Annotated in this window: 17 protein-coding genes; 6 read left to right on the plus strand and 11 right to left on the minus strand. The window is 64.9% G+C overall.

Translation table 11 applies throughout. The features are described from left to right. Positions 1-445 precede the first annotated feature (445 nt). Entirely contained in the window at positions 446-1663 is a 1218-nt protein-coding gene (gene hemA / locus C8348_RS06010; protein ID WP_106752359.1) for a 5-aminolevulinate synthase, read from the plus strand. 330 nt (positions 1664-1993) lie between these two features. On the opposite strand, the gene C8348_RS06015 is transcribed toward hemA, so the two are convergent. The 6 genes from C8348_RS06015 to C8348_RS06040 form a co-directional block, all read right to left on the minus strand. Continuing rightward, positions 1994-2794, minus strand: a complete 801-nt coding sequence (locus C8348_RS06015; protein ID WP_106752360.1) for an ATP-binding cassette domain-containing protein — start codon at positions 2792-2794, stop codon at positions 1994-1996. Continuing rightward, positions 2787-3659 carry an ABC transporter ATP-binding protein gene (locus tag C8348_RS06020; RefSeq protein WP_106752361.1) on the minus strand — a complete coding sequence of 291 codons (873 nt, stop codon included), beginning with the start codon at positions 3657-3659 and terminating at the stop codon, positions 2787-2789. Before C8348_RS06020 ends, C8348_RS06015 begins: the two co-directional genes overlap by 8 nt. Further along, positions 3656-4507: an ABC transporter permease gene (locus tag C8348_RS06025; RefSeq protein ID WP_106752362.1), complete on the minus strand. Its 852-nt coding sequence runs from the start codon at positions 4505-4507 to the stop codon at positions 3656-3658. Before C8348_RS06025 ends, C8348_RS06020 begins: the two co-directional genes overlap by 4 nt. Further along, entirely contained in the window at positions 4500-5510 is a 1011-nt protein-coding gene (locus tag C8348_RS06030; protein WP_106752363.1) for an ABC transporter permease, read from the minus strand. The genes C8348_RS06025 and C8348_RS06030 overlap by 8 nt, the downstream gene beginning before the upstream one ends. Before the next feature lie 75 nt (positions 5511-5585). Further along, a complete protein-coding gene (locus C8348_RS06035; protein WP_106752364.1) occupies positions 5586-7103 on the minus strand; it encodes an ABC transporter substrate-binding protein in 1518 nt (505 codons plus the stop codon). A gap of 25 nt (positions 7104-7128) precedes the next feature. Further along, positions 7129-8694 carry a phytoene desaturase family protein gene (locus C8348_RS06040; protein WP_106752365.1) on the minus strand — a complete coding sequence of 522 codons (1566 nt, stop codon included), beginning with the start codon at positions 8692-8694 and terminating at the stop codon, positions 7129-7131. Between the two features lie 98 nt (positions 8695-8792). Here C8348_RS06040 and C8348_RS06045 point away from each other — a divergent pair, with 98 nt between their 5' ends. The 5 genes from C8348_RS06045 to C8348_RS06065 all read left to right on the plus strand — a co-directional run bounded on the left by C8348_RS06045 (position 8793) and on the right by C8348_RS06065 (position 15422). Further along, positions 8793-9584: a cyclase family protein gene (locus C8348_RS06045; protein ID WP_106752366.1), complete on the plus strand. Its 792-nt coding sequence runs from the start codon at positions 8793-8795 to the stop codon at positions 9582-9584. 4 nt (positions 9585-9588) lie between these two features. Beyond that, positions 9589-11151: a phytoene desaturase family protein gene (locus tag C8348_RS06050; RefSeq protein WP_106752367.1), complete on the plus strand. Its 1563-nt coding sequence runs from the start codon at positions 9589-9591 to the stop codon at positions 11149-11151. Continuing rightward, the gene (locus C8348_RS06055; protein ID WP_106752368.1) at positions 11148-11618 is read left to right on the plus strand and encodes a MarR family winged helix-turn-helix transcriptional regulator; all 471 of its coding nucleotides are present in this window, start codon (positions 11148-11150) and stop codon (positions 11616-11618) included. The genes C8348_RS06050 and C8348_RS06055 overlap by 4 nt, the downstream gene beginning before the upstream one ends. 109 nt (positions 11619-11727) lie before the next feature. Further along, a complete protein-coding gene (locus C8348_RS06060) occupies positions 11728-13887 on the plus strand; it encodes a thiamine pyrophosphate-dependent enzyme (RefSeq protein ID WP_106752369.1) in 2160 nt (719 codons plus the stop codon). After that, the gene (locus C8348_RS06065) at positions 13884-15422 is read left to right on the plus strand and encodes an indolepyruvate oxidoreductase subunit beta family protein (protein WP_106752370.1); all 1539 of its coding nucleotides are present in this window, start codon (positions 13884-13886) and stop codon (positions 15420-15422) included. Before C8348_RS06060 ends, C8348_RS06065 begins: the two co-directional genes overlap by 4 nt. Positions 15423-15543: 121 nt before the next feature. Here the strand turns inward: C8348_RS06065 and C8348_RS06070 are convergent, their stop codons facing one another. From C8348_RS06070 to C8348_RS06090, 5 genes are read right to left on the minus strand one after another with little or no spacing between them, the layout of a single operon-like run. Then, on the minus strand, positions 15544-15759 hold the full coding sequence (locus C8348_RS06070) for a formate dehydrogenase subunit delta (protein ID WP_106752371.1): 216 nt from the start codon (positions 15757-15759) through the stop codon (positions 15544-15546). Continuing rightward, positions 15749-16603, minus strand: a complete 855-nt coding sequence (gene fdhD, locus C8348_RS06075; protein ID WP_106752372.1) for a formate dehydrogenase accessory sulfurtransferase FdhD — start codon at positions 16601-16603, stop codon at positions 15749-15751. The genes C8348_RS06070 and fdhD overlap by 11 nt, the downstream gene beginning before the upstream one ends. Before the next feature lie 31 nt (positions 16604-16634). Next, positions 16635-19514, minus strand: a complete 2880-nt coding sequence (gene fdhF, locus C8348_RS06080) for a formate dehydrogenase subunit alpha (RefSeq protein WP_106752373.1) — start codon at positions 19512-19514, stop codon at positions 16635-16637. Beyond that, on the minus strand, positions 19511-21055 hold the full coding sequence (locus C8348_RS06085; protein WP_106752374.1) for a formate dehydrogenase beta subunit: 1545 nt from the start codon (positions 21053-21055) through the stop codon (positions 19511-19513). The genes fdhF and C8348_RS06085 overlap by 4 nt, the downstream gene beginning before the upstream one ends. Continuing rightward, positions 21052-21531: a formate dehydrogenase subunit gamma gene (locus C8348_RS06090; protein WP_106752375.1), complete on the minus strand. Its 480-nt coding sequence runs from the start codon at positions 21529-21531 to the stop codon at positions 21052-21054. Before C8348_RS06090 ends, C8348_RS06085 begins: the two co-directional genes overlap by 4 nt. Positions 21532-21548 lie beyond the last annotated feature (17 nt).

A 21548-nucleotide genomic window follows, 5' to 3' on the forward strand; every position in this document is an offset into this window, starting at 1 on the left:
CATTCATACTTTCGTGATCACGGCTATGCGAGCGTCTTGCCAAATGTTTAACGCGGCGCACCGGACACGGTTCCGCTTCAGCGATGAAGCTGGCAGGTTTCCTGGATGCAATGACAAGAAATGTCCGGATTTGCACGTTGCCGGGGCCTGCGGCACCGACTGGAGCGAGATTCTGCGCCGCCAAAAAGAATTCGGAAACTCGAAATTAGAATAATGACAGCCTGCGGCGTTTTACACTATGTGTTGTGTCGGACGCATACGGTATCGGTCATCGCGACAGGGCTCTCGCAGCCCAATGGCGCAGCTCGCTTCCTTGAAAGGCCGGGTGTGGCAGTTCCATGAGGATCGGATCATTTGATCGAGATCATGGCCGCGCCGGGGCAGGGCCCCTTAAGTGGGCGGATGAGGGCGGTGATTGCAGCCGTGAATGAGAGGGAATGAGGGCATGAACTTCGACAGCTTCTTCGCGCAAGCGCTGGATGGCTTGCGGGAGGCCGGTAACTACCGGGTGTTCGCCGATCTCGAACGCCATTCCGGCAATTTCCCGCGTGCGACTCGCTACCGCGCGGATGGCTCGTCGCATGATGTGACGGTCTGGTGCTCGAACGATTATCTCGGCATGGGCCAGCATCCCGATGTGGTCGCTGCCATGAAGGAGGCAATCGACCGCTGCGGCGCCGGTGCTGGTGGCACTCGCAACATTTCCGGCACCAACCATTCGCATGTCGCGCTGGAGCGTGAGCTCGCCGACCTGCATGGCAAGGACAGTGCTCTTATCTTCACCTCGGGCTATGTGTCCAACTGGGCTGCCCTTGGCACTCTCGCGGCCCAGATCCCGGGCTGCATCGTCTATTCGGACGCGCTCAACCATGCCTCGATGATCGAGGGCATCCGTCACAGCCGCGCTGACAAGCGTGTGTTCAAGCACAACAGCCCCGAGCATCTCGACCGTCTCCTGTCGGCCGATGACCCGTCACGCCCGAAGCTGGTCGCCTTTGAAAGCGTCTATTCGATGGACGGTGACATTGCCCCGATCGCCGAGATCTGCGACGTCGCCGAGATGCACGGCGCACTGACCTATCTCGATGAAGTCCATGCGGTCGGCCTCTATGGTCCGCGCGGCGGCGGCATTGCCGAGCGCGAAGGCCTGATGCACCGGATCGATGTCATTGAAGGCACGCTCGGCAAGGCCTTCGGTGTCATGGGCGGCTACATCACCGGCTCGAAGGACCTGTGCGACTTCGTCCGCTCCTTTGCCTCCGGCTTCATCTTCACCACCGCGCTGCCGCCGGCTCTTGCCGCCGGTGCCACGGCGGCGATCCGCCATCTCAAGGCCAGCTCATTTGAGCGCCAGCAGCACCAGGATCGTGTCGCCCGCGTGCGCAGTCTTCTGGATCGCCGCGGCATCCCGCACATGGACAACCCGAGCCACATCGTGCCGGTGATGGTGGGCAACGCTGCCAAGTGCAAGTGGATCTCGGACATCCTGCTCGACAACTACGGCATCTATGTCCAGCCGATCAACTATCCGACCGTGCCCAAGGGCACCGAGCGCCTGCGCATCACGCCGACGCCGTTCCACAGCGATGCGGACATCGATCATCTGGTCGGCGCGCTGAACGACCTGTGGTCCCGCTGCGCCCTGGCCCGCGCCGTCGCTTGACCTGATCATCTGCTGTGAAATGAAAACGCCGCCCTCAGGGCGGCGTTTTTTTTGTTGGCGGCAGATCGTGTGGGTGTACTGACACGTGTTCCGTGTCACCCCGGCCAAGCGTAGCGCGAGCCGGGCCTACTCGCTTGCAGAGCGTTGACGCGGGCACCGCGCTGCCTTGCCCAAGCAAGACCATCGTCAAGCGAGTTGCAGCGCAGCCCATGTTCCTTCCGCTCTGCGAACGAGTAGGCCCCGGGTCTCCGCTGCGCTGCGCCCGGGGTGACGCCGATGGACTTGTCGAAAGTGTAATGCCGCTTCCGCCCGGGCGGCGTCCCACTCCCATCAAGCCCAGACCTGATCCGGGTCGGGCAGGGGGATCGCGTCGAGAAGGGCGCGGGTGTAGTCGGCCTTCGGCGCGGCAAAGACGTCAGCGGTGGCTGCGTTCTCGACGATCTCGCCCTTGTAGAGCACCAGCACCCGGCTGCAGAGCCTGCGGATCACCGACAGGTCATGGCTGATGAAGGCGAGGGTCAGTCCGAGGTCCCGCACCAGCTCAGCGAGCAGGTTCAGCACCTGCGCCTGCGACGAGACATCGAGGCCCGACACGATTTCGTCGGCCAGAATGAATTCCGGCTTCAGCGCAATCGCCCGGGCAATGCCGACCCGCTGGCGCTGTCCTCCGGACAGTTCATGCGGATAGCGGTCAGCAAAGCTGCGCGGCAGGCCGACCTGCTCCAGTGCCAGGACGGCTTCGCGATCCGGCTGGTGGGCACCATGCAGGCGCAGCGGCGCGCTGATCAGCTGCCCCACCTTGTGGCGCGGGTTCAGCGATGACATCGGATCCTGGAAGATCATCTGGAAGCGTCGCCGCAACGGTCTGAGCTGGCTAGCATCCAGATGCGTGATGTCCACGCCGTCAAACCGGATTTGTCCGCCGGTCGGCTCGAGCAGGCGTACAAGACAGCGTCCGAGCGTCGACTTGCCGGATCCTGATCCGCCGACGATGCCAAGGATCTCCCCGCGGCCGATGGAGAAGCTGAGACCCTTCAGGATTTCGGTACGGGGCGCTGCACCCAGAAAGGGCTTGCGTGTCATGTCCGGCAAGGCAAGCCGCACGTCCGTCAGTTCATAAAGATCAGCCATGGGACCATGTCCTGTCTGCTGCCGCGACTTCCTGCCGAACGGCCTCGATGACGGCGTCGGGAACCGGGGTCAGGCTGCCGTCCGGGTCGGTGTATTTCGGGCTTGCGGCCAGCAAGGCCCGCGAATAGGCGTGACCGGGCGCTGCGAAGAAGGAGCGCACATCGCTGTCCTCCACCACCATGCCGCCGTAGAGCACGCTGAGCGTCTGGCAGACCTTTGACACCACGCCGAGGTCATGGGTGACGAACAGCAGCGCCGTTCCATGCCGGCGCTGCATTTCGCCGATCAGCTTCAGGATCTGCTTCTGCACGGTCACGTCCAGCGCCGTTGTCGGCTCGTCGGCGACGATCAGCTTCGGTTCGGCGGCAAAGGCCGAGGCGATCAGGATGCGCTGGCGCATGCCGCCGGAAAGCTCATGCGGATAGGAGCGCAGCACCCGTTCAGGCTCGGCGATATGGACCTCGCCCAGAAGCTCCAGCGCCCGGTCTTCGGCACGCTTACGCTCCCAGCCCAGGATGTCCACCAGCCGGTCCGTGATCTGCGGCGCGATGCGGCGTGACGGGTTGAGCGCGGTGAGCGGATCTTGCGGGATCAGGGCGCAACTTGCCCCGATCTTCCGCCGGCGCTCGCGCGGGGAGAGGGACTGAAGATCCACACCGTCCAGCACGATCGAGCCGGCCACGATCTCGACGGAACGCGGCAGGATGCCGAGGATGGCCTTGCCGATCATCGACTTGCCTGCGCCACTCTCGCCCACGAGACCGCGCACTTCTCCTGCCGCAACCGACAGCGAGACCTTGCGCAACAGCCGATGGTCCGTGCCTTTCAGCCGCGCCGAGAGGCCCTCAAGTGTCAGAAAGCTCATCGCAGCACCGGATCGAAACGGTCCTTGAGGCCTTCGCCCAGCTGGGAGAAGGACAGGACGGTGAGAAACAGGGTGATCAGCGGGAACACGATCACCCACCAGGCCTGATGGATCGAGGTGCGCCCTTCGGCGATCATGCCGCCCCAGGTCGGATCATCCGTGGAGACCGACAGGTTGACGAAGGAGAGGATCGCCTCGACGATCACGGCAATGCCCATCTCCAGCGTCAGCAGCACGACGATGGTCGGCAGCACGTTGGGCAGGATCTCGACGATCATCGTCGACAACCGGCTGCGGCCGGCGACTTCGGCCGAGGCGACATAGTCCATCGCCCCCTGGGCCATCGCCTCGGCCCGGACCACCCGGGCAAAGCGCGTCCAGTCGATGACGACGATGGCGAGGATGATCGAGAACAGCCCCGGTCCCATCACGGCGATCAGGAGGATCGCGAACAGCACCGGCGGAAACGCCATCCAGATGTCGATCAGGCGCGACACGGCAAGGTCGACCCAGCCACGCAGGAAGCCAGCGGCAAGGCCGAGGCCAGCGCCGATGAGACAGGTCAGGCTGCCGGCGACGATTGCGACGAGGAAGGCAATGCGGGCACCGTACAGAATGCGCGAGAGCACATCGCGGCCAAGGCTGTCCGTACCGAGATAGTAGCCCGGTTCCGCGCCGGCCATCCAGAAGGGGGGCATCCGGCCGAGGAACAGGTCCTGCGCCAGCGGGTCTTGCGGCGCGATCAGGGGCGCGGCGAGGGCGGCGGCGAACAGCCCGCCCAGCCACAGTCCGGCAAGCCAGAGCCGCGCGCCGGCCCGCCGTTTGATCAGGGAACGTCCGTCAAGCATGGCGCAGCCTCGGGTTCAGGACGGCATAGAGGAGGTCAACGGCGAGATTGACGCCGGTGAAGATCAAGGCAAACAGCAGCACGATGCCCTGGATCAGCGGCAGGTCGCGGTTGATCACCGCGTCGATGGCCATGTTGCCGAGCCCTTCATAGGAAAACAGTCGCTCGATGATGACGGTGCCGCCGATCAGGAAGGTGAACTGCACGCCGACCAGGGTCAGCGTCGGCAGGATGGCATTGGGCAGGGCCTCGCGCGTGATCACATGCGTCTCGCCATAGCCCTTGGTCCGCGACAGGGTGACATAGTCGAGGTGCATCGTTTCCTTGAGGCTCTGCTTCAGCAGCTGGCTGATGATCGCCGCCAGCGGGATCGCAAGCGCAAGGGCCGGCAGCAGCATGTGGCTGACAAGATCCAGCCACAGGTCGAAGCGCAGCCGGATAACGCTTTCGATGAGATAGAAGTTCGTGGCAAACGGCAGGTCGAGCGACGGCGTGATCCGCCCGGAGATGTGGAAGATCGGGAATGCAACGCCGAACACAAGCACCAGGATCAGGCCCCAGAGAAAGTCCGGCACCGACAGCGCCATGCCGTTCGACACGTCAATGGCCGCCTCGATCCGGGTGCCGCGCTCGCGCGTTCCGGTCAGGGCGCTGACACCGCCAATGAACACGGCGATGACCAGGGCCATCAGCGACAGTTCCAGCGTCGCCGGCAGGCGGCCGAGAACAAGGTCCAGCACCGGCTGGCGCGCCGTGATCGACATGCCGAAGTCACCGCTCAGCACACCGCCGGCCCAGATGACGAATTGTTCCGGGATCGACTTGTCAAAGCCGTAGAGAGCCGTAAGCCGGCGGATGTCGTCCTCTGTTGCCCCCGGCGGCAGCATCATGGCAATCGGATTGCCTGGCACCACGCGGATGACAAAGAAAACGATGACGGCAGCTCCGACAAGCGTCACCGCCGTCGTCGCAAGCCGCAAGAGTAGCGTCCGAAAAATCTGCATGCGCCCGTGTCCCCCAGCGCGAAATGGCAGGTCCGGCCGGCTCTCCTCGTGCCGGCCGAACCTCGTGGCGCAGGGTTAGCCGCGCTTCATCAGCTGCGGCAACAAGGCGCCGGAGGCATGCGGCGTGACAGTGACGCCCTTGGCCGACAGGATCGGCTGCACATACTGCAGCAGCGGGATCACCAGCGCGTCTTCTGCGATGGTCCGGTCAACCTCCTGCCAGCCGAGGATGCGCTTGCCTTCGTCCTTCTCGCCCCACAGCGGCGCGATCTTGGCGATCAGGTCCTCGCCATCCCAGACCGAGTGCGGCGAGGGGCCGAACATGGCAAAGCCGGTCGAGGTGGTCGGGTCGCCGACCGAATTGCCCCAGTTGTAGAAGGCGGCCGGGGCGAGGGTGTCGGCAGCGCGCAGCTCGTAATGCTTGGCGATTTCGTAGACTTCGATTTCTGCCTCGATGCCGACCTTGCGCCACAGACCGACAATGGCCTGAATGACCTCGTAGTCCTTCGGCTTGAAGCCTTTCGTGGTCTGGATCTTGAACTTGACCGGCTTGTCCAACGAGTAGCCGGACGCGGCCAGAAGCTCGACGGCTTTCGCGGGGTCATAGGCGACCGTGATCGAGGGATCGTAGGCGTCGTATTGCGGCGTCTGCAGGGTATCGATCTTGACGCCGTAGCCCGACATCAGACGGTCGATGATCGTCTGCTTGTCGATGGCATGTGCAGCGGCCTTGCGGACGTTGGGATCCTTCATCACGTCAGTGTCGTTGAGGAAGATCATGCCGATGTCGGAGATCGGCGCGGCAACGCCGTTGAGCTTGCCCTTGAGCCGGTCGTATTCCTCGTAGGGCATTTCGAGCGTGACATGGGCCGAGCCAGATTCCACTTCCGCGACACGGGCCGTGGCATCGGTGACGAACTTGATCGTCACCGTCTCGAACTCCGGCTTGGTGCCCCAGTAGTTCGGATAAGCCTTCAGGCGGACGAAGGCGTTGCGCTCGAACTTGTCGACCATGTAGGGGCCGCTGCCGATCGGGGCGGCTTCAAACCCGTCCGCGCCGACCTTCTCGAAATAGGCCTTCGGCATCACATAGCCGGTGAGAAAATACATCCACTTGAAGATGGTCGGGTCGAACTGCTTCACGTCCGCCATCACGATGTTGCCTTCGGTGCGGTGGTTGGTCAGCGTGCTCCAGATGAAGTTGATCGGGTTGCCGCTGTCCGGGTTGGCCGCGCGCGCCAGCGACCAGGCCACATCCTCGGCCGTCAGCGGCGAGCCGTCATGCCAGGTCACGCCCTCGCGCACCATCATCCAGACCTGGGTCTTGTCCTCGTTCCAGCCCCACTCGGTCAGGATGCCGGGGGCGGGTTTCAGGTCCGGTTGCTGCAGGATGAACTGGTCGAAAACCGACTGGTACAGGCCCTGGATGGTCGGGTTGACGGCAGAGGGGCCGACGGTCGGATCCCAGCTCGGCAGGTTGACGTTGTAGGCAATGACCAGCTCGTCGATGGCGGCGAGTGTGGGCAGGCCCGAGACAGCAAGCAGCGCGCCGGCGGCGGCCCCTTGCAGGAGTGTACGGCGTGTCAGTTCCATGTTTCTGTTCCCTTTGGATTATTTGTTATTTGCCAGCGAGTTTTTGGCCCAGCAGGAAGCCTGAGCCTGCCCCCGTGCCCGCGCCGGGCCAGACGGCTGCCCCGGTGAGGTGGAGGTTCTTGATTGGTGTCGACCCGTCCGTGTGGCCGCGGGCCGGGCGAAACAGGAAATTCTGGGCGATGTGATGCGATCCGCAGACCTGATCGCCGCCGACAAGGTTCGGGTTGTCCGTTTCGAGGTCCGTCGGCGTGACAACGTGCCGGCCGAGGATCTTTGACCGGATGCCGGGGGCGTAGTGGTCGAGCAGCGTCAGGGCGCGCTCAGTGAAGGGCTCAGCGGCCTCGGGCCAGCTTGTCGCCGTGATTTCGCCGGCTGCATCACCATGGATCGTGCCGGGTGCCATGCGGACCTGAACCCACAGCACATGCTTGCCCGCCGGTGCGCGGGAGGGGTCAAACACGGTCGGCTGACCGACGACGAGGATCGGCTCGCTGGGCAGCAGTCCCGCCTCAGCCTCCTGGTAAGTCCGGGCCATCTGGTCGAGGCTCGGGGCCAGATGCACATAGGCATAGGACTTCAGCGCATCGCCAGCCGCCCAGTCGGGCAGGCTGTCCAGGGCCAGATGGATCATCATGGTGCCCGGCGCGTGCCGGAAGTCCTGCATTGCCTTGTCGAAAGCCGGCTCTGTCCCGCCGGTGAGGCGGGCGAGGGCTGACGGGGCAACTCCGGCAATGACATGTCTGGCCGCAATCCGCCGGCCATCCGCCAGTTCAATGCCGCTGGCCTTGTCGCCATCCTTCAGGATTCGCGCGACTGCGATACCCGTCTCGACACGCCCGCCATGGGCCTCGATCCCCTTGACCATGGCACGGATGATCGTGTCAGCGCCGCCCTGGCCGATGGCCATGCCGAAGGCCTGGCCAGCCATGCCCTCGAGGTAGGGAAACAGCGCGCCACCCGCAACATCGGGAGCGAAGTCGAGATGCATTCCCCAGGCACCCAGCATGGCGCGGACTTCCGGCGCCTCGAAGGTCTCGGTCAAATAGGCGCGCGGCGACTTCAGCAGGAACTGTGCGAGATCGAGCGACCCGGCCACGCCCTTGCCGCGCAGCGTTTTGAGAATAAAATATGCAAATGCACTTAAATTCATCCGGCTGCCGAGCAGGCCGAACAGATGCGGTGCCTCTTTGGCAAAGCCGTTGACCAGCCGCTGCCACGTCTCGGCATCGCGGGCTGAAAAACGGGCGATGTTGCGCGTTGTTTCCGCGATGTCAGTTGCAACGCCGCACCATCTGCCGCCTGAAAACGCCGAGGCGAACGGTCGGTTGATCGGAACGAATGCTGCGCCCTGGGCGGTCAGGTCGGATGCATGTGTCTTGAAAAAGGCGCTTCCGGCGAAAAGCGACAGGTTCATCGCGGCCCAGTCATGGCGGAAGCCGGGCAGGGTCAGTTCCTGCGTCTTGACCGCGCCGCCTGCCACCTTGGCCTGTTCATAGACGGCGACCTTCCAGCCGCGCTTGGCAAGATGAAATGCGGCAGCCAGGGCATTGTGGCCCGCACCGATCAGCACCGCGTCGAAACTGTCTGACATTTTGCCACCTCCCAATGACAGAAGGATATTTGCATTTGCATTTAATTCTGTCTAGAGTGATTTCAGAGGTTGGAGGACCTCGATCAAGGGAGAGAGACATGACATCTGCAGCTTTGCTGGCGGACCTCGGGCAATTGCTCGCCTCGGGAGGGGTTGAAGTGGTGGATTGTTCCGGCGTGCTGGGGCCAGAGACGCCCCTCATCAAGCTGCCGCCGGACTTCGCCAAGGACACGCCGCCGATCAAGATCCACCGCATCAGCGAGTACGATCAGAACGGGCCGTTCTGGGCCTGGAACTGGCTGGAACTGGGCGAACACTCAGGCACCCACTTCGATGCACCGCATCACTGGATCACCGGCAAGGACTATTCGGACGGCTACACCGATACGCTTCCCGTCCAGAAGCTCGTGGCGCCGGTCAATGTGCTGGATTTCTCGGCTGAATGCGCAACTGACCCGGATTTCCTGCTGACCGTCGAGCACGTGAAGGCCTGGGAGGCTCGTCACGGGGCGATTGGGGCCGGCGAATGGGTCGTGCTGCGTTCCGACTGGGACGCCCGTGCGCATGACGAGGCCCTGTTCCTCAACGCCAACGAGACCGGACCACATACGCCCGGACCGACGGCAGAGACCATCGAGTACCTCATCGGCAAGGGCATTGTCGGCTGGGGCAGCCAGTGCATCGGCACCGACGCAGGGCAGGCCGGTGGCATGACGCCGCCGTTCCCGGCGCACAACCTCCTGCACAAGCACAATCGCTATGGTCTGGCGAGCCTTGCCAATCTGGACAAGCTGCCGCCGAAGGGCGCGATCCTCATCGCGGCACCCCTGAAGATCAAGAATGGCACGGGATCGCCGATCCGCGCCCTGGCGTTGGTCCCGCGGGGCTGATCCGATGGCGGTCGATCACATCATCATCGGCTCAGGCATCAATGGCCTGGTCGCAGCGGCGATGCTGTCCGCAAAAGGCCGCCGCGTGCTCGTGCTCGAGCGCGAGGCAGACTTCGGCGGCTGCATGCGCACCGGTGAGGTCACTCTGCCGGGCTTCAGCCATGATGTGATGGCCGCCACCTTCGTCCTGTTCATGACGTCGCCAGCCGGGGCGCTGCTTGCCCCGGATCTCGCCCGCCATGGCATGGAATACTGCCACACGCCGCATCCGACAGCCGTGCTGCGGCCTGATGGGTCGGCGCTGGTGCTGTCGACCGATCAGGCCCGTAACGTTGCAGCGTTCAACGCCCTGGCCGCCGGCGACGGTGACCAGCATGGACGCGATGTCGGAGCAATCGGTGCCGAGGCGCCGTTCCTGTTTTCGCTGCTCGGCGGTGATCTGTGGTCCTTTGCCACTGCCCGCCTGATGTTCGGCCAGGTTCGCCGGCGGGGCTTGCGCGGGCTTGCGGCCTGGATGGGCGAGGCCTTGGCCCCGGCACGCGGCTGGCTCGAGACCCGCTACCAGAGCCCCTTGGTGCAGGCGCTGTGGGCGCCGTGGGTGCTGCACTGCGGCCTGACGCCGGAAAGCGCCTATTCGGCGAAGATGGGCCAGGTCATCGCCTTCGCGCTCGAGGCTGCAGGTGCACCTGTGGTCCGGGGCGGGGCAGGGGCGGCGGTGAACGCCTTTCGCCGGCTGATCGAGGAACGCGGCGGGGTCATGCGCTGTGGTGCCGATGTCGAGCGCATTCTGGTGCGCGATGGCCGCGTCACCGGCGTCCGCCTGACCACGGGCGAGGAAATCGCCGCACCTTCCGTGCTTGCCAGCGTCGCGCCGGGACAGCTCTTTGGACGCCTGCTGGGGTCGGATGCGCCGCCCGAGGATGCAGGCGCTGCAAAGACGTTCCGGCATGGCCGCGGCGACTTCCAGCTGCACTACGCGCTCGACCGCGCGCCAGACTGGATTGCGGACGGGCTTGAAAAAGTGGCCCTGATCCATCTCAGCGACGGCATCGACGCCGTGTCCAAATCCGCCAACGAGGCTGAGCGTGGCATGTTGCCGGAGGTGCCGACGATCTGTGTCGGTCAGCCGAGCGCGCTGGATCCTTCGCGCGCCCCTGATGGCAAGGCGGTCCTCTGGCTGCAGATCCCGGATGCACCGCGGTCGATCAAGGGCGACGCGGCCGGCAAGATCGGCGGCAGAAGCTGGGATGTGGCCACGCGTGAGGCCTTTGCCGATCGGATCGAGGCCATTCTTGCCAGTCACATCCGCGACTTTGCCGCGATCCGGCTCGCCCGCCGCGCCTATTCGCCCAAGGACCTTGAAGCGATGAACGTCAATCTCGTCGGCGGTGATCCTTACGGCGGCCATTGCGGCCTCGACCAGTTCTTCATCTGGCGGCCTCTTGCCCATTCGACCAATGGTCTTGGCAGGGTCAAAGGACTTATCCATATCGGTGCTTCGACCCATCCTGGGCCGGGTCTTGGAGGAGGATCCGGGTTCAACGCCGCAAAGAGGCTTGGTGCATGAGTGAAGACACCGAAACCCATGCAAGGCTTGGCGAAATTGGCCTGACCAATTTTGCCCCCTATCTGATGAACCGGATCATGGGCCGGTACAACGCGATGATCCGGGAGGAAATGGCAGATGTCGGCCTGACAACGCCGAAGATGCGGACGCTGGCAGTGCTGTCGGTGGTCGAGGGACCGCTGATCCGTGAGCTTGCCGTCTATACGGTCGTCGAGCAGTCGACGTTGAGCCGTGCTCTGGATCAGTTGCAGACCGAGGGGCTGATCCGGCGCGAGGCCGACGCCAGCGACAGCCGCGCCGTGCGGGTGTTCCTGACGGATGCCGGACGCGCCACCTTCGAGACGCTGTGGCCGCATATGGCGACTTCGGCCGCACGGCTGTTCAAGGGCATACCAGACGAGGAGCAACGCGCCTTCGTGGCGACCTTGCAGAAAATGCTGGCGAATATTCGCAAACACGAAATCTAGGACGTGACAAGCGCAATGGGTGACTGAGCCTGCCGGTGCTTCCGGCGGGAACGGGAAAGCTTTGTCTTTCGCCAGGCCCATGGGCCGGAGCGGTGAGGAGGAGAGGGAAATGGCCGAACGCAGTTTCAAGGCCGAAGTCGAGCATCTGCGCCTTGGGGAGGGCGAGGTGTTTACCGGGGAGGGCATCCTTGCCATCACCAAGGCCCTGCTGGAATCCGGCGTCGGATACGTCGGTGGTTACCAGGGCGCGCCGATCTCGCATTTGATGGACGTGCTGGCCGACGCAGAGGAGCTGCTGTCGGAGCTGGGCGTGCGTTTCGAGGCCAATGCCAACGAGGCCGCCGCCGGGGCGATGCTGGCCGCTTCCGTGCATTACCCGATCCGTGGCGCCGTGACCTTCAAGGGCTCCGTCGGTGTCAACGTCGCCTCGGACGCCCTAGCGAACCTCGCCTCGTCCGGCGTCACCGGCGGGGCGATGGTCATCGTCGGAGAGGACTATGGCGAGGGTTCCAGCATCATGCAGGAGCGCACCCATGCCTTTGCCATGAAGTCGCAGTTCTGGCTGCTCGACCCGCGCCCCAATCTCACTTCAATTGTAAAGATGGTATCGGATGGCTTTGATTTGTCAGAAGCTTCCAATACCCCGGTCATGCTCATGGTGCGCATCCGCTCGTGCCATGTGACGGGCAGTTTTACCTGCCGAGACAACCGTCCTCCGGCCTTCACGGTCAAGGATGCGCTGGCCGATCCGCGCTCGGACTTTGCCCGTGTCGTGCTGCCGCCGATGTCCTTTGCCCATGAGCAGGACAAGGTGAAGAACCGCTGGCCTGCGGCCGAACGCTTTATCCGCGAGCGCAAGCTGAACGAGTTCTTCGGCCCCGCTGCCGGCCCGGACGGACCGCGCATCGGCATCGTCGTGCAGGGGGGCATGTTCAATGGGGTCGTCCGTGCCCTGCAGCGCCTCGGCCTTGCGGATATCTATGGCCAGTCGGACATTCCGATCTACGTGCTGAATGTCACCTATCCGCTGCTCTCCGGCGAGTTCCTGGAGTTCTGCGCCGGCAAGGATCACGTCCTTGTCGTGGAGGAAGGCCAGCCGGAGTTCATCGAGACCCAGCTGGGCTCCTATCTCTACCGTGCCGGGTCCTCGGTCGAGCTGCATGGCAAGGGCTTGTTCCCGCTGGCCGGCGATTACAATGGCACGGTCATGCTGGATGCCATCGAGGCCTTCCTGCGCAAGGTCGCTCCTGAGACCCTGCCAGCGGCCGTGCGCGCGCCCAACCAGGAACGCCCTGAGATCCCGGACCTGTCGAAGACCGTTCCGATCCGCCCGCCCGGGTTCTGCACCGGCTGCCCGGAACGTCCTATCTTTGCTGCGATGAAGCTGGTGGAGAAGGAACTCGGCAAGCACCAGATTGCGGCCGACATCGGCTGCCATCTGTTTGCCTCGCTGCCGCCCTTCGAGATCGGCGGCGCGACCATGGGCTACGGCCTGGGGCCGGCTGCCAACGCGGCCTTTGATGGTGGTGGCAAGCGCCGTCCTGTCGCTATCATCGGCGATGGCGGATTCTGGCATAACGGCCTGTCCTCCTCCTTCACCAATATGGCCTTCAACAAGTCGGATGGCGTCGCCATCGTCGTCGACAACTTCTATTCGGCGGCCACCGGCGGGCAGGACATCATGTCCTCGCGGGCCGACAACGATACCAAGTCGACGAAGAACCCGATCTCCCGCGCCCTGAAGGGCATCGGCATCAACTGGGTGCGGGAGATCGACCGCACTTATGACGTGGCGCGGATGCGCGATACGATCCGCGAAGCGCTGACGACGCCGGAGAAGGGGCCGAAGGTCATCGTCGCCTCGTCGGAATGCATGCTGAACCGTCAGCGGCGCGAAAAGCCGCTGGTCGCCAAGGCGATCAAGGCCGGCCGGCGTGTCGAGGCACCGAAGTTCGGCGTGGACGAGGAGGTCTGCACCGGCGATCACGCCTGCATCCGTCTCTCGGGCTGCCCGTCGTTGTCGCTGAAGCGGCTGGATGATCCCTTGCGCGATGATCCTGTGGCCTCGATCGACCAGAGCTGTGTCGGCTGCGGCAACTGCGGTGAAGTCGCCGATGCCGCGATCCTGTGCCCGAGTTTCTACCGCGCCGACGTGGTGCACAATCCTGGCGGATTTGAAGCCTGGTGGGCGGGCGTACGTTCCGCCGTCATCGGTTGGCTGGTTCGCCGCCGCACGGCGCGCCGTCTTGATTTTGGAGGAGTTGCATGACGATGGCCGGGCTTCTGGAACGGCGCGCGGCGGATCCGCGCCTCGGCGGCATCATCAAGCTCGCGGCCCTGGCCGTTGGCGGGCAGGGGGGCGGCGTGCTCACCAGCTGGATCGAGGATGTCGCCCGCTCGAATGGCTATGACGCCCAGGCGACCAGCGTTGCCGGCGTCGCGCAGCGCACAGGAGCGACGGTCTATTACGTCGAGATGGCGCCGAAGGGCGACGGTACTCCGGTCTTCTCGCTGATGCCGGCAGCCGGTGATGTCGACATCATGATCGCGGCTGAACTGATGGAAGCAGGCCGGTCGATCATGCGCGGCTTCGTTACCCCGGACCGCACGACGCTGATCGCCTCCACCCACCGCGCGCTGGCCGTCAGCGAGAAGATGGTGCCGGGTGACGGCATCGCCTCCAGCGAGGAAGTTCTGGCGGCGGCAGATATCGCCGCGCAGCGCTTCATCCATGCCGACTTCGACCAGCTGGCGATCCGTAACGGGTCGGTGATCTCGGCAAGTCTCTTCGGTGCGCTGGCCGGAAGCGGGGCGCTGCCGTTCCCCAAGCAAGCCTTCGAGGACGCCATTCGCCGCTCCGGCAAGGGCGTCGAGGGCTCGCTTCGTGCCTTCAACGCCGGCTATGCAGCAGCAAGCGGCGAAGCGCTTCCCGAGGCGCCTGCCCAGCCTGAGGCCGCCAAACCGCGCCTGCGCGGACCCAAAAAGCTGGTGGCAGCCTTTGAAGCGCTTGAAGCCCGGATTGCCCGTCTGCCTGAACCCGCTCAGGAACTGGCCTGCGCAGGCCTGCGCAAGGTCGTCGACTTCCAGGACCTTGCCTATGGCGGGGAATATCTGGACCGGCTCGAACGCGTTGCCGGTCTTGACCGGCCGCCGCATGACCTGACCCGCGAGGCGGCCAAATACATCGCCAACGCCATGGCCTATGACGACATCATCCGCGTAGCCGATGCCAAGACCAAGGCCGGGCGTCGTGACCGTATTGCCAAGGAGATGGGCGCCAAGTCCGGCAATCTGCTGCAGGTGACCGAGTTCCTGCATCCGCGTGCAGAGGAAATCGTCTCGCTGTTTCCCGCGCGCATGGGCGCCCGCTGGGCCGCTAATCCCGACCGGATGGCGCTGCTCGGCCGGCTGTTCGACAAGGGCAAGCGGCTGCGCTCCGACAGTCTCACCGCCTTCCTCCAGCTTTATGTCCTGGGCGGCATGAAGGGCTGGCGCCGGCGCACCTTGCGTCATGCGCAGGAGATGGCGCATCTGGTCGTGTGGCTCGACCGCGCGCTGGCGCTCGCCCCGCGCGACTACGACCTTGCCGTGGAGGTGATCCGCTGCCGCCGGCTGGTGAAGGGTTACTCCGACACGCACGCGCGCGGTCTCAGCAAGTTCGACAAGGTGCTGGACGGTGCCCGGATGGTCGAAGGCCGTCCTGATGCGGCCGACTGGACGCGGCGCCTGCGCGAGGCGGCGCTGAAGGACGAGGAGGGCAAGGCGCTCGACGGCGCGCTCCAGACCATCCGCAGCTTCGTCTGAGGCAGCAAGGATCTGGTTCGAGTTTCTGTGCGGGCCGGTTTCTGCCCACCCTCAGGAAGCCGGTCTTCGTTCACAGCTGCCCCGGGAGCTCTTTGCTTCCGGGGCTTTTTTGTCGCCCGGATCAGACTGGCCGGCGGATCTGCTTTGCCGCCTCGCGCACGAGCGGGCGGAAGCCGTCGCCTCCGGTTTCCAGGATCTCGAAGAACTGCTTGCGCATGCGCGGTTCCCAGAAATCATTGATGTGCGAGGCCACACCGGCAACGCCCTCGGCATGCGGCTTGGTTTCCATGAACCGGGCGATCTGGTTGGCCATATAGACGAGCTTGTCAGGGGACATCGGTGGTCTCTGCGACGGGATGGCGGGCGGGATCGAGTGTGATCCGCCCTGGGTGGGTGTAAAGATCGAAGCCTTCGCTGCGGGCAAGGGCAATCAGCGTAATGTTTGCATCCTCCGCCGCCTCGATGGCCGCCAGTGTCGGCGCCGAGACGGCCAGGATGGCGGGCGCGCCAAGGGCAGCGCATTTCTGCACCATGTCGAGCGAGATGCGCGAAGTGAGCACGACCGCGCCATTGACCGGCTGACCGGGGACGACGGTCCCAGCGCCGACCAGCGCGCCGATGAGCTTGTCGAGTGCATTGTGACGCCCGACATCCTCACGCACGCAGATGAGCCCCTTGCCGTCCTGCCAGAAGCCGGCGGCATGCACCGCGCGCGTTACGTCATGCAGCGGCTGGTGTTGTGTCAGCGATGCCATCGCCTCGGCAATGTCCTGGCGCTTGAGGTGCAGCGGACTGGGCGGAACGGGATCCAGGTGCCGTTTGGCTTCGGCAAGGCTGTCGAGACCGCAAAGGCCGCAGCCGACGGGGCCGGTCATGCTGCGCCGCCGCGCCATGAGCCTGCTGCCGGCCTCGTCCTTCAGCCAGATCCTGAGGTCGATGCCGGCCTCGGTGTCGACAGACTCGATCTCGCGGATATCTTCAGGCGTTGCGATGCCCTCGCTCAGCGAAAAGCCGAGCGCAAAGTCGGTGAGGTCCGCAGGCGTTGCCATCATCACGGCCTGCGTCGTGCCGTTGTAGCCGATCGCCACGGGCACTTCCACCGGCAGGAGGGCGTCCTCCTGCCAGGCCGTTCCCGCCCGCACGCGCAGGCGCAGCCGGGGCGCTGCGGTGGCGAGGCTCATGGCGTGGTCCAGGCTCCTGTGCCCATGCCGATCACTCCGCCGCCGGCAGGATGCGCCGTGACAGTTCGGCCTGCGCCGCATAGTCCTCCTGCCAGGCGCTCGGCCCGTTGGAGGGCGCTACCTGCACCGCCGTCACCTTGTACTCCGGACAGTTGGTCGCCCAGTCGGAGAAGTCCGTGGTGATGACGTTCGCCTGGGTCGTCGGGTGGTGGAAGGTGGTGTAGACCACGCCCGGCGAAACGCGCTCCGTGATCTTCGCGCGCAAGGTCGTCTCGCCGGAGCGGCTGGCCAGCCGCACCCAGTCGCCGTCCTTGAGGCCGCGGTTTTCCGCGTCATGCGGATGGATCTCAAGCACGTCTTCCTCGTGCCAGACGGTGTTGGCCGTGCGCCGCGTCTGCGCCCCCACATTGTACTGGCTGAGAATGCGGCCGGTGGTGAGCAACAGCGGGAAGCGCGGGCCGGTGCGCTCGTCCGTTGCCACATATTCCGTGCGGATGAACTTGCCCTTGCCACGCACGAAGCCGTCGATGTGCATCAGGGGCGTGCCTTCCGGGTTCTTCTCGTTGCAGGGCCACTGCACCGAGCCCAGTTCCTCCAGCCGCTCGTAACTGACACCGGCGAAGGACGGCGTCGTCAGCGAGATTTCCGCCATGATCTCAGACGGATGCGTGTAGGTCCAGTTCGCCCCCATGGCATTGGCCAGCATCTGGGTGATCTCCCAGTCGGCATAACCGTTCTTCGGCGCCATCACCTTGCGCACGCGGTTGATGCGTCGTTCGGCATTGGTGAAGGTACCGTCCTTTTCCAGGAAGGTAGAGCCCGGCAGGAACACATGGGCGTAGTTGGCGGTCTCGTTCAGGAACAGGTCATGCACGATGACGCAGTCCATGGCGGCAAGACCTGCCGCGACGTGCTTGGTGTCCGGATCGGACTGGAGAATGTCCTCGCCCTGGCAGTAGAGGCCCTTGAACGTGCCTTCGACGGCCGCGTCCAGCATGTTGGGGATGCGCAGGCCCGGTTCCTTGTCCAGTTCCACGCCCCACAGGCTCTCGAAAATCTCGCGCACATGATCATGCTTCACATGGCGGTAGCCGGGCAGCTCATGCGGGAACGAGCCCATGTCGCAGGAGCCCTGCACGTTGTTCTGACCGCGCAGCGGGTTCACGCCGACGCCCTTGCGGCCGATGTTGCCGGTCATCATGGCAAGGTTGGCAATGCCGATGACCGTGGTGGACCCTTGCGAATGCTCGGTGACACCAAGGCCGTAATAGATCGCCCCGTTGCCGCCACGGGCATAGAGCCTAGCTGCAGCCCGCAGCTCCTCGGCCGGCACGCCGGTGAGGTCGGCCGTCGCTTCCGGGCTGTGGCGCGGATCGGCGATGAACTCGGCATAGTCCTGGAACTCGTCCCAGTCGCAGCGTTCGCGGATGAAGGTCTCGTCGAACAGGCCCTCGGTGACGATCGTGTGGGCGATCGCCGAGATGACGGCGACATTGGTGCCCGGCTTCAGCTGCAGGTGATGCGCCGCCTTGATATGCGGCGACTGCACCAGATCGATCCGGCGCGGATCGATGACGATCAGCTTGGCACCCTTGCGCAGACGCTTCTTCAGGCGGCTGGCGAAGACCGGGTGTCCGTCCGTCGGGTTGGCGCCCATGACGATGACCACGTCGGTGTGCTCGACGCTGTCGAAGTCCTGCGTGCCGGCCGAGGTGCCGAAGGTCTGGCCAAGGCCGTAGCCGGTGGGCGAATGACAGACGCGGGCGCAGGTGTCGGTGTTGTTGTTGCGGAAGACCGCGCGCGTCAGCTTCTGGACGAGGTAGGTCTCCTCGTTGGTGCAGCGCGACGAGGTGATGACACCGACCGACTGGCGGCCATGTTTGGCCTGGATCGCCTTCATGCGGCCGGCGGCAAAGCTCAGCGCCTCGTCCCAGGAGACTTCGCGCCAGGGATCGGTGATCGCTTCGCGGATCATCGGCTTCAGGATCCGGTCCTTGTGCTGGGCATAGCCCCAGGCGAAGCGGCCCTTGACGCAGCTGTGGCCCCGGTTCGCCTTGCCGTCCTTGTAGGGAACCATGCGCACCAGCTCGTCACCGCGCATTTCCGCCTTGAACGAGCAGCCGACACCGCAATAGGCGCAAGTGGTGACCACGGCCCGCTCCGGCGTGCCGATCTCGATCACGCTCTTTTCCTGCAGCGTCGCCGTCGGGCAGGCCTGCACGCAGGCGCCGCAGGACACGCAGTCGGAGGAGAGGAACGTGTCGCCCATCATGCCGGCCGAAACCCGGCTGTCGAAGCCGCGGCCCTCGATGGTCAGGGCGAAGGTGCCCTGGACTTCCTCGCAGGCGCGCACGCAGCGCGAGCAGACGATGCATTTCGACGGGTCATAAGTGAAATACGGGTTGCTCTCGTCCTTGGCCAGCCACTGCGGATTGACGTCGCCGCCGGCGTTGCGGGCGCGGAAATGGGTGTCAACGGCCTCATAGCGCACATCACGCAGGCCCACGGCCCCGGCCATATCCTGAAGCTCGCAGTCGCCATTGGCCGCACAGGTCAGGCAGTCGAGCGGGTGATCGGAGATGTAGAGCTCCATCACGCCCTTGCGCAGGTCCTTCAGGCGACCGGTCTGGGTGTGGACGACCATGCCGGGGGCGACCGGCGTGGTGCAGGAGGCGGGCGTGCCCGCGCGGCCCTCGATCTCGACAAGGCAGAGGCGGCAGGAGCCGAAGGCATCCAGCATGTCGGTGGCGCAGAGTTTGGGCACGGAAATGCCGGCTTCAGACGCTGCCCGCATCACGGATGTGCCTTCCGGCACGCTGACCTCGAAACCGTCGACGGTCAGGGTGATCATCTTTTCGGACCGGGCGGCCGGGGTGCCGAAGTCGCGGTCAAGCAAACGGGAGTCCTTCATTCTGCGGCCTCCTTCATCCTGTCAAAGTCAGCGGGGAAGTGGGTGAGGGCGCTCATGACCGGGTAGGGCGTGAAGCCCCCCAGCGCACACAGCGAGCCGGACTTCATGGTGCTGCAAAGGCTTTCGAGCAGCGGAATGGCAGCGGCGTCACCGCGGGCGATCCGGTCCACCGTCTCCACGCCGCGCACGGCGCCGATGCGGCAGGGCGTGCACTTGCCGCAGGATTCGATGGCGCAGAACTCCATGGCGAAGCGGGCCTGGGCCAGCATGTCCACCGTGTCGTCGAAGACGACAACGCCCGCATGGCCGATGAGACCGCCGGCGGCGGCAAAGGCCTCGTAGTCGAAGACCGTGTCGAAGAGAGCCGGCGGGAAATAGGCACCGAGCGGGCCGCCGACCTGCACGGCCTTCACCGGGCGGCCGGAGATTGTGCCGCCGCCAATGTCGTTGACTAGCTCTCCCAGCGTCAGCCCGAAGGCGGTCTCGTAAAGGCCGCCGTGCTTCAGGTTGCCGGCCAGCTGGATCGGGATCGTGCCATGCGAGCGGCCAACACCGAAGTCGCGGTAGAACTGCGCGCCCCGGTCCATGATGACCGGAACAGAGGCCAGCGACATGACGTTGTTGACGACCGTCGGCTTGCCGAACAGGCCCTCCAGCGCGGGAAGCGGCGGCTTGGCGCGGACGATGCCGCGCTTGCCTTCCAGGCTGTTGAGCAGCGAGGTTTCCTCGCCGCAGACATAGGCGCCCGCGCCGACGCGCACTTCCATGTCGAAAGCGTGCGGCGAGCCCAGCACGGATGCGCCAAGAATACCCTCGCGCCGGGCAATCTCGATCGCCTCCTGCATTACAGCAATGGCATGCGGATATTCGGAGCGGGTGTAGATGTAGCCCTTTGTGGCGCCCACGGCGATGGCGGCGATGGCCATGCCCTCGATCAGCACAAAGGGATCACCCTCCATGATCATCCGGTCAGCGAACGTGCCGCTGTCGCCTTCGTCGGCGTTGCAGACGATGTATTTCTGGTCGGCCCTGGCGTCGGCCACGGTCTTCCACTTGATGCCGGTCGGGAAGCCTGCACCGCCACGACCGCGCAGGCCGCTGTCGGTGACCTGCTTCACGATCTCGGCCGGTGCCATGGCGACGGTAGCTTCCAGGCCTTTCAGGCCCTTATAATGGCGGTAGTCCTCAAGCGACAGCGGATCGGTGATGCCGCAGCGGGCAAAGGTCAGCCGGGTCTGGCCCTTCAGGAAGGGCATCTCGGCGGTCACGCCGTGGGCGAGCCTGTGGTCACCGCCCGTCAGGAAGCCTGCGTCGAACAGGGACGGCACGTCGGAGGCTTTCACCGGGCCATAGGCGACGCGGCCCTTGTCGGTGCGCACCTCGACCAGCGTTTCCAGCCAGAGCATGCCGCGCGAGCCATTGCGGACCAAGGTGACATCGAGATTGCGGGCAGCTGCCTCGCGTTCGATGGCCGCCGCCACCTTGTCGGCGCCGACGGCAAGGGCTGCCGCGTCGCGGGGCACAAAGACGGTCACGCTCATTTGCCGATCCCTCCCAGCATCTCGTCGACGCCGTCGTCGTCCAGCCGGGCGAACAGCTCGCCGTCCAGCATGGCGGCCGGCGACTGGGCGCAAAGACCGAGGCAGTAGACCGGCTCCAGCGTCACCGTGCCGTCGCTGGTGGTGCCGTGCCAGTCGATCCCGAGCCGGCGCTTGAGTTTGTCGGCCAGCGCGTCCGTGCCCATGGACTGGCAAGCCTCGGCCCGGCAGACCTTCAGGACGTGACGGCCGGCAGGCTCTGCCCGGAAATCATGGTAGAAGCTCATCACCCCGTGCACTTCGGCGCGCGACAGGTTGAGCCCGTCTGCGATCACCGGCAGCGCTTCCTGAGGGACAAAACCGAAGGCCTCCTGCACAGCGTGCAAGATGGGAAGCAGCGGACCTTCGAGGGGTTCATGTGCCGTCACGATCTCGCGCGTGGTCGCACGAATCGTGTCGGCTGAAAAATGTGCCGACATAAGCGTCTCCTCTCCAG

Source organism: Pannonibacter carbonis, from assembly GCF_003012935.1.
Taxonomy (GTDB): domain Bacteria; phylum Pseudomonadota; class Alphaproteobacteria; order Rhizobiales; family Stappiaceae; genus Pannonibacter; species Pannonibacter carbonis.

Coding starts and splice junctions, on each gene's coding strand:
- hemA (WP_106752359.1), top strand. CDS start 446: ATGAACTTCGACAGCTTCTTCGCGCAAGCGCTGGATGGCTTGCGGGAG.
- C8348_RS06015 (WP_106752360.1), bottom strand. CDS start 2,794: ATGGCTGATCTTTATGAACTGACGGACGTGCGGCTTGCCTTGCCGGAC.
- C8348_RS06020 (WP_106752361.1), bottom strand. CDS start 3,659: ATGAGCTTTCTGACACTTGAGGGCCTCTCGGCGCGGCTGAAAGGCACG.
- C8348_RS06025 (WP_106752362.1), bottom strand. CDS start 4,507: ATGCTTGACGGACGTTCCCTGATCAAACGGCGGGCCGGCGCGCGGCTC.
- C8348_RS06030 (WP_106752363.1), bottom strand. CDS start 5,510: ATGCAGATTTTTCGGACGCTACTCTTGCGGCTTGCGACGACGGCGGTG.
- C8348_RS06035 (WP_106752364.1), bottom strand. CDS start 7,103: ATGGAACTGACACGCCGTACACTCCTGCAAGGGGCCGCCGCCGGCGCG.
- C8348_RS06040 (WP_106752365.1), bottom strand. CDS start 8,694: ATGTCAGACAGTTTCGACGCGGTGCTGATCGGTGCGGGCCACAATGCC.
- C8348_RS06045 (WP_106752366.1), top strand. CDS start 8,793: ATGACATCTGCAGCTTTGCTGGCGGACCTCGGGCAATTGCTCGCCTCG.
- C8348_RS06050 (WP_106752367.1), top strand. CDS start 9,589: ATGGCGGTCGATCACATCATCATCGGCTCAGGCATCAATGGCCTGGTC.
- C8348_RS06055 (WP_106752368.1), top strand. CDS start 11,148: ATGAGTGAAGACACCGAAACCCATGCAAGGCTTGGCGAAATTGGCCTG.
- C8348_RS06060 (WP_106752369.1), top strand. CDS start 11,728: ATGGCCGAACGCAGTTTCAAGGCCGAAGTCGAGCATCTGCGCCTTGGG.
- C8348_RS06065 (WP_106752370.1), top strand. CDS start 13,884: ATGACGATGGCCGGGCTTCTGGAACGGCGCGCGGCGGATCCGCGCCTC.
- C8348_RS06070 (WP_106752371.1), bottom strand. CDS start 15,759: ATGTCCCCTGACAAGCTCGTCTATATGGCCAACCAGATCGCCCGGTTC.
- fdhD (WP_106752372.1), bottom strand. CDS start 16,603: ATGAGCCTCGCCACCGCAGCGCCCCGGCTGCGCCTGCGCGTGCGGGCG.
- fdhF (WP_106752373.1), bottom strand. CDS start 19,514: ATGAAGGACTCCCGTTTGCTTGACCGCGACTTCGGCACCCCGGCCGCC.
- C8348_RS06085 (WP_106752374.1), bottom strand. CDS start 21,055: ATGAGCGTGACCGTCTTTGTGCCCCGCGACGCGGCAGCCCTTGCCGTC.
- C8348_RS06090 (WP_106752375.1), bottom strand. CDS start 21,531: ATGTCGGCACATTTTTCAGCCGACACGATTCGTGCGACCACGCGCGAG.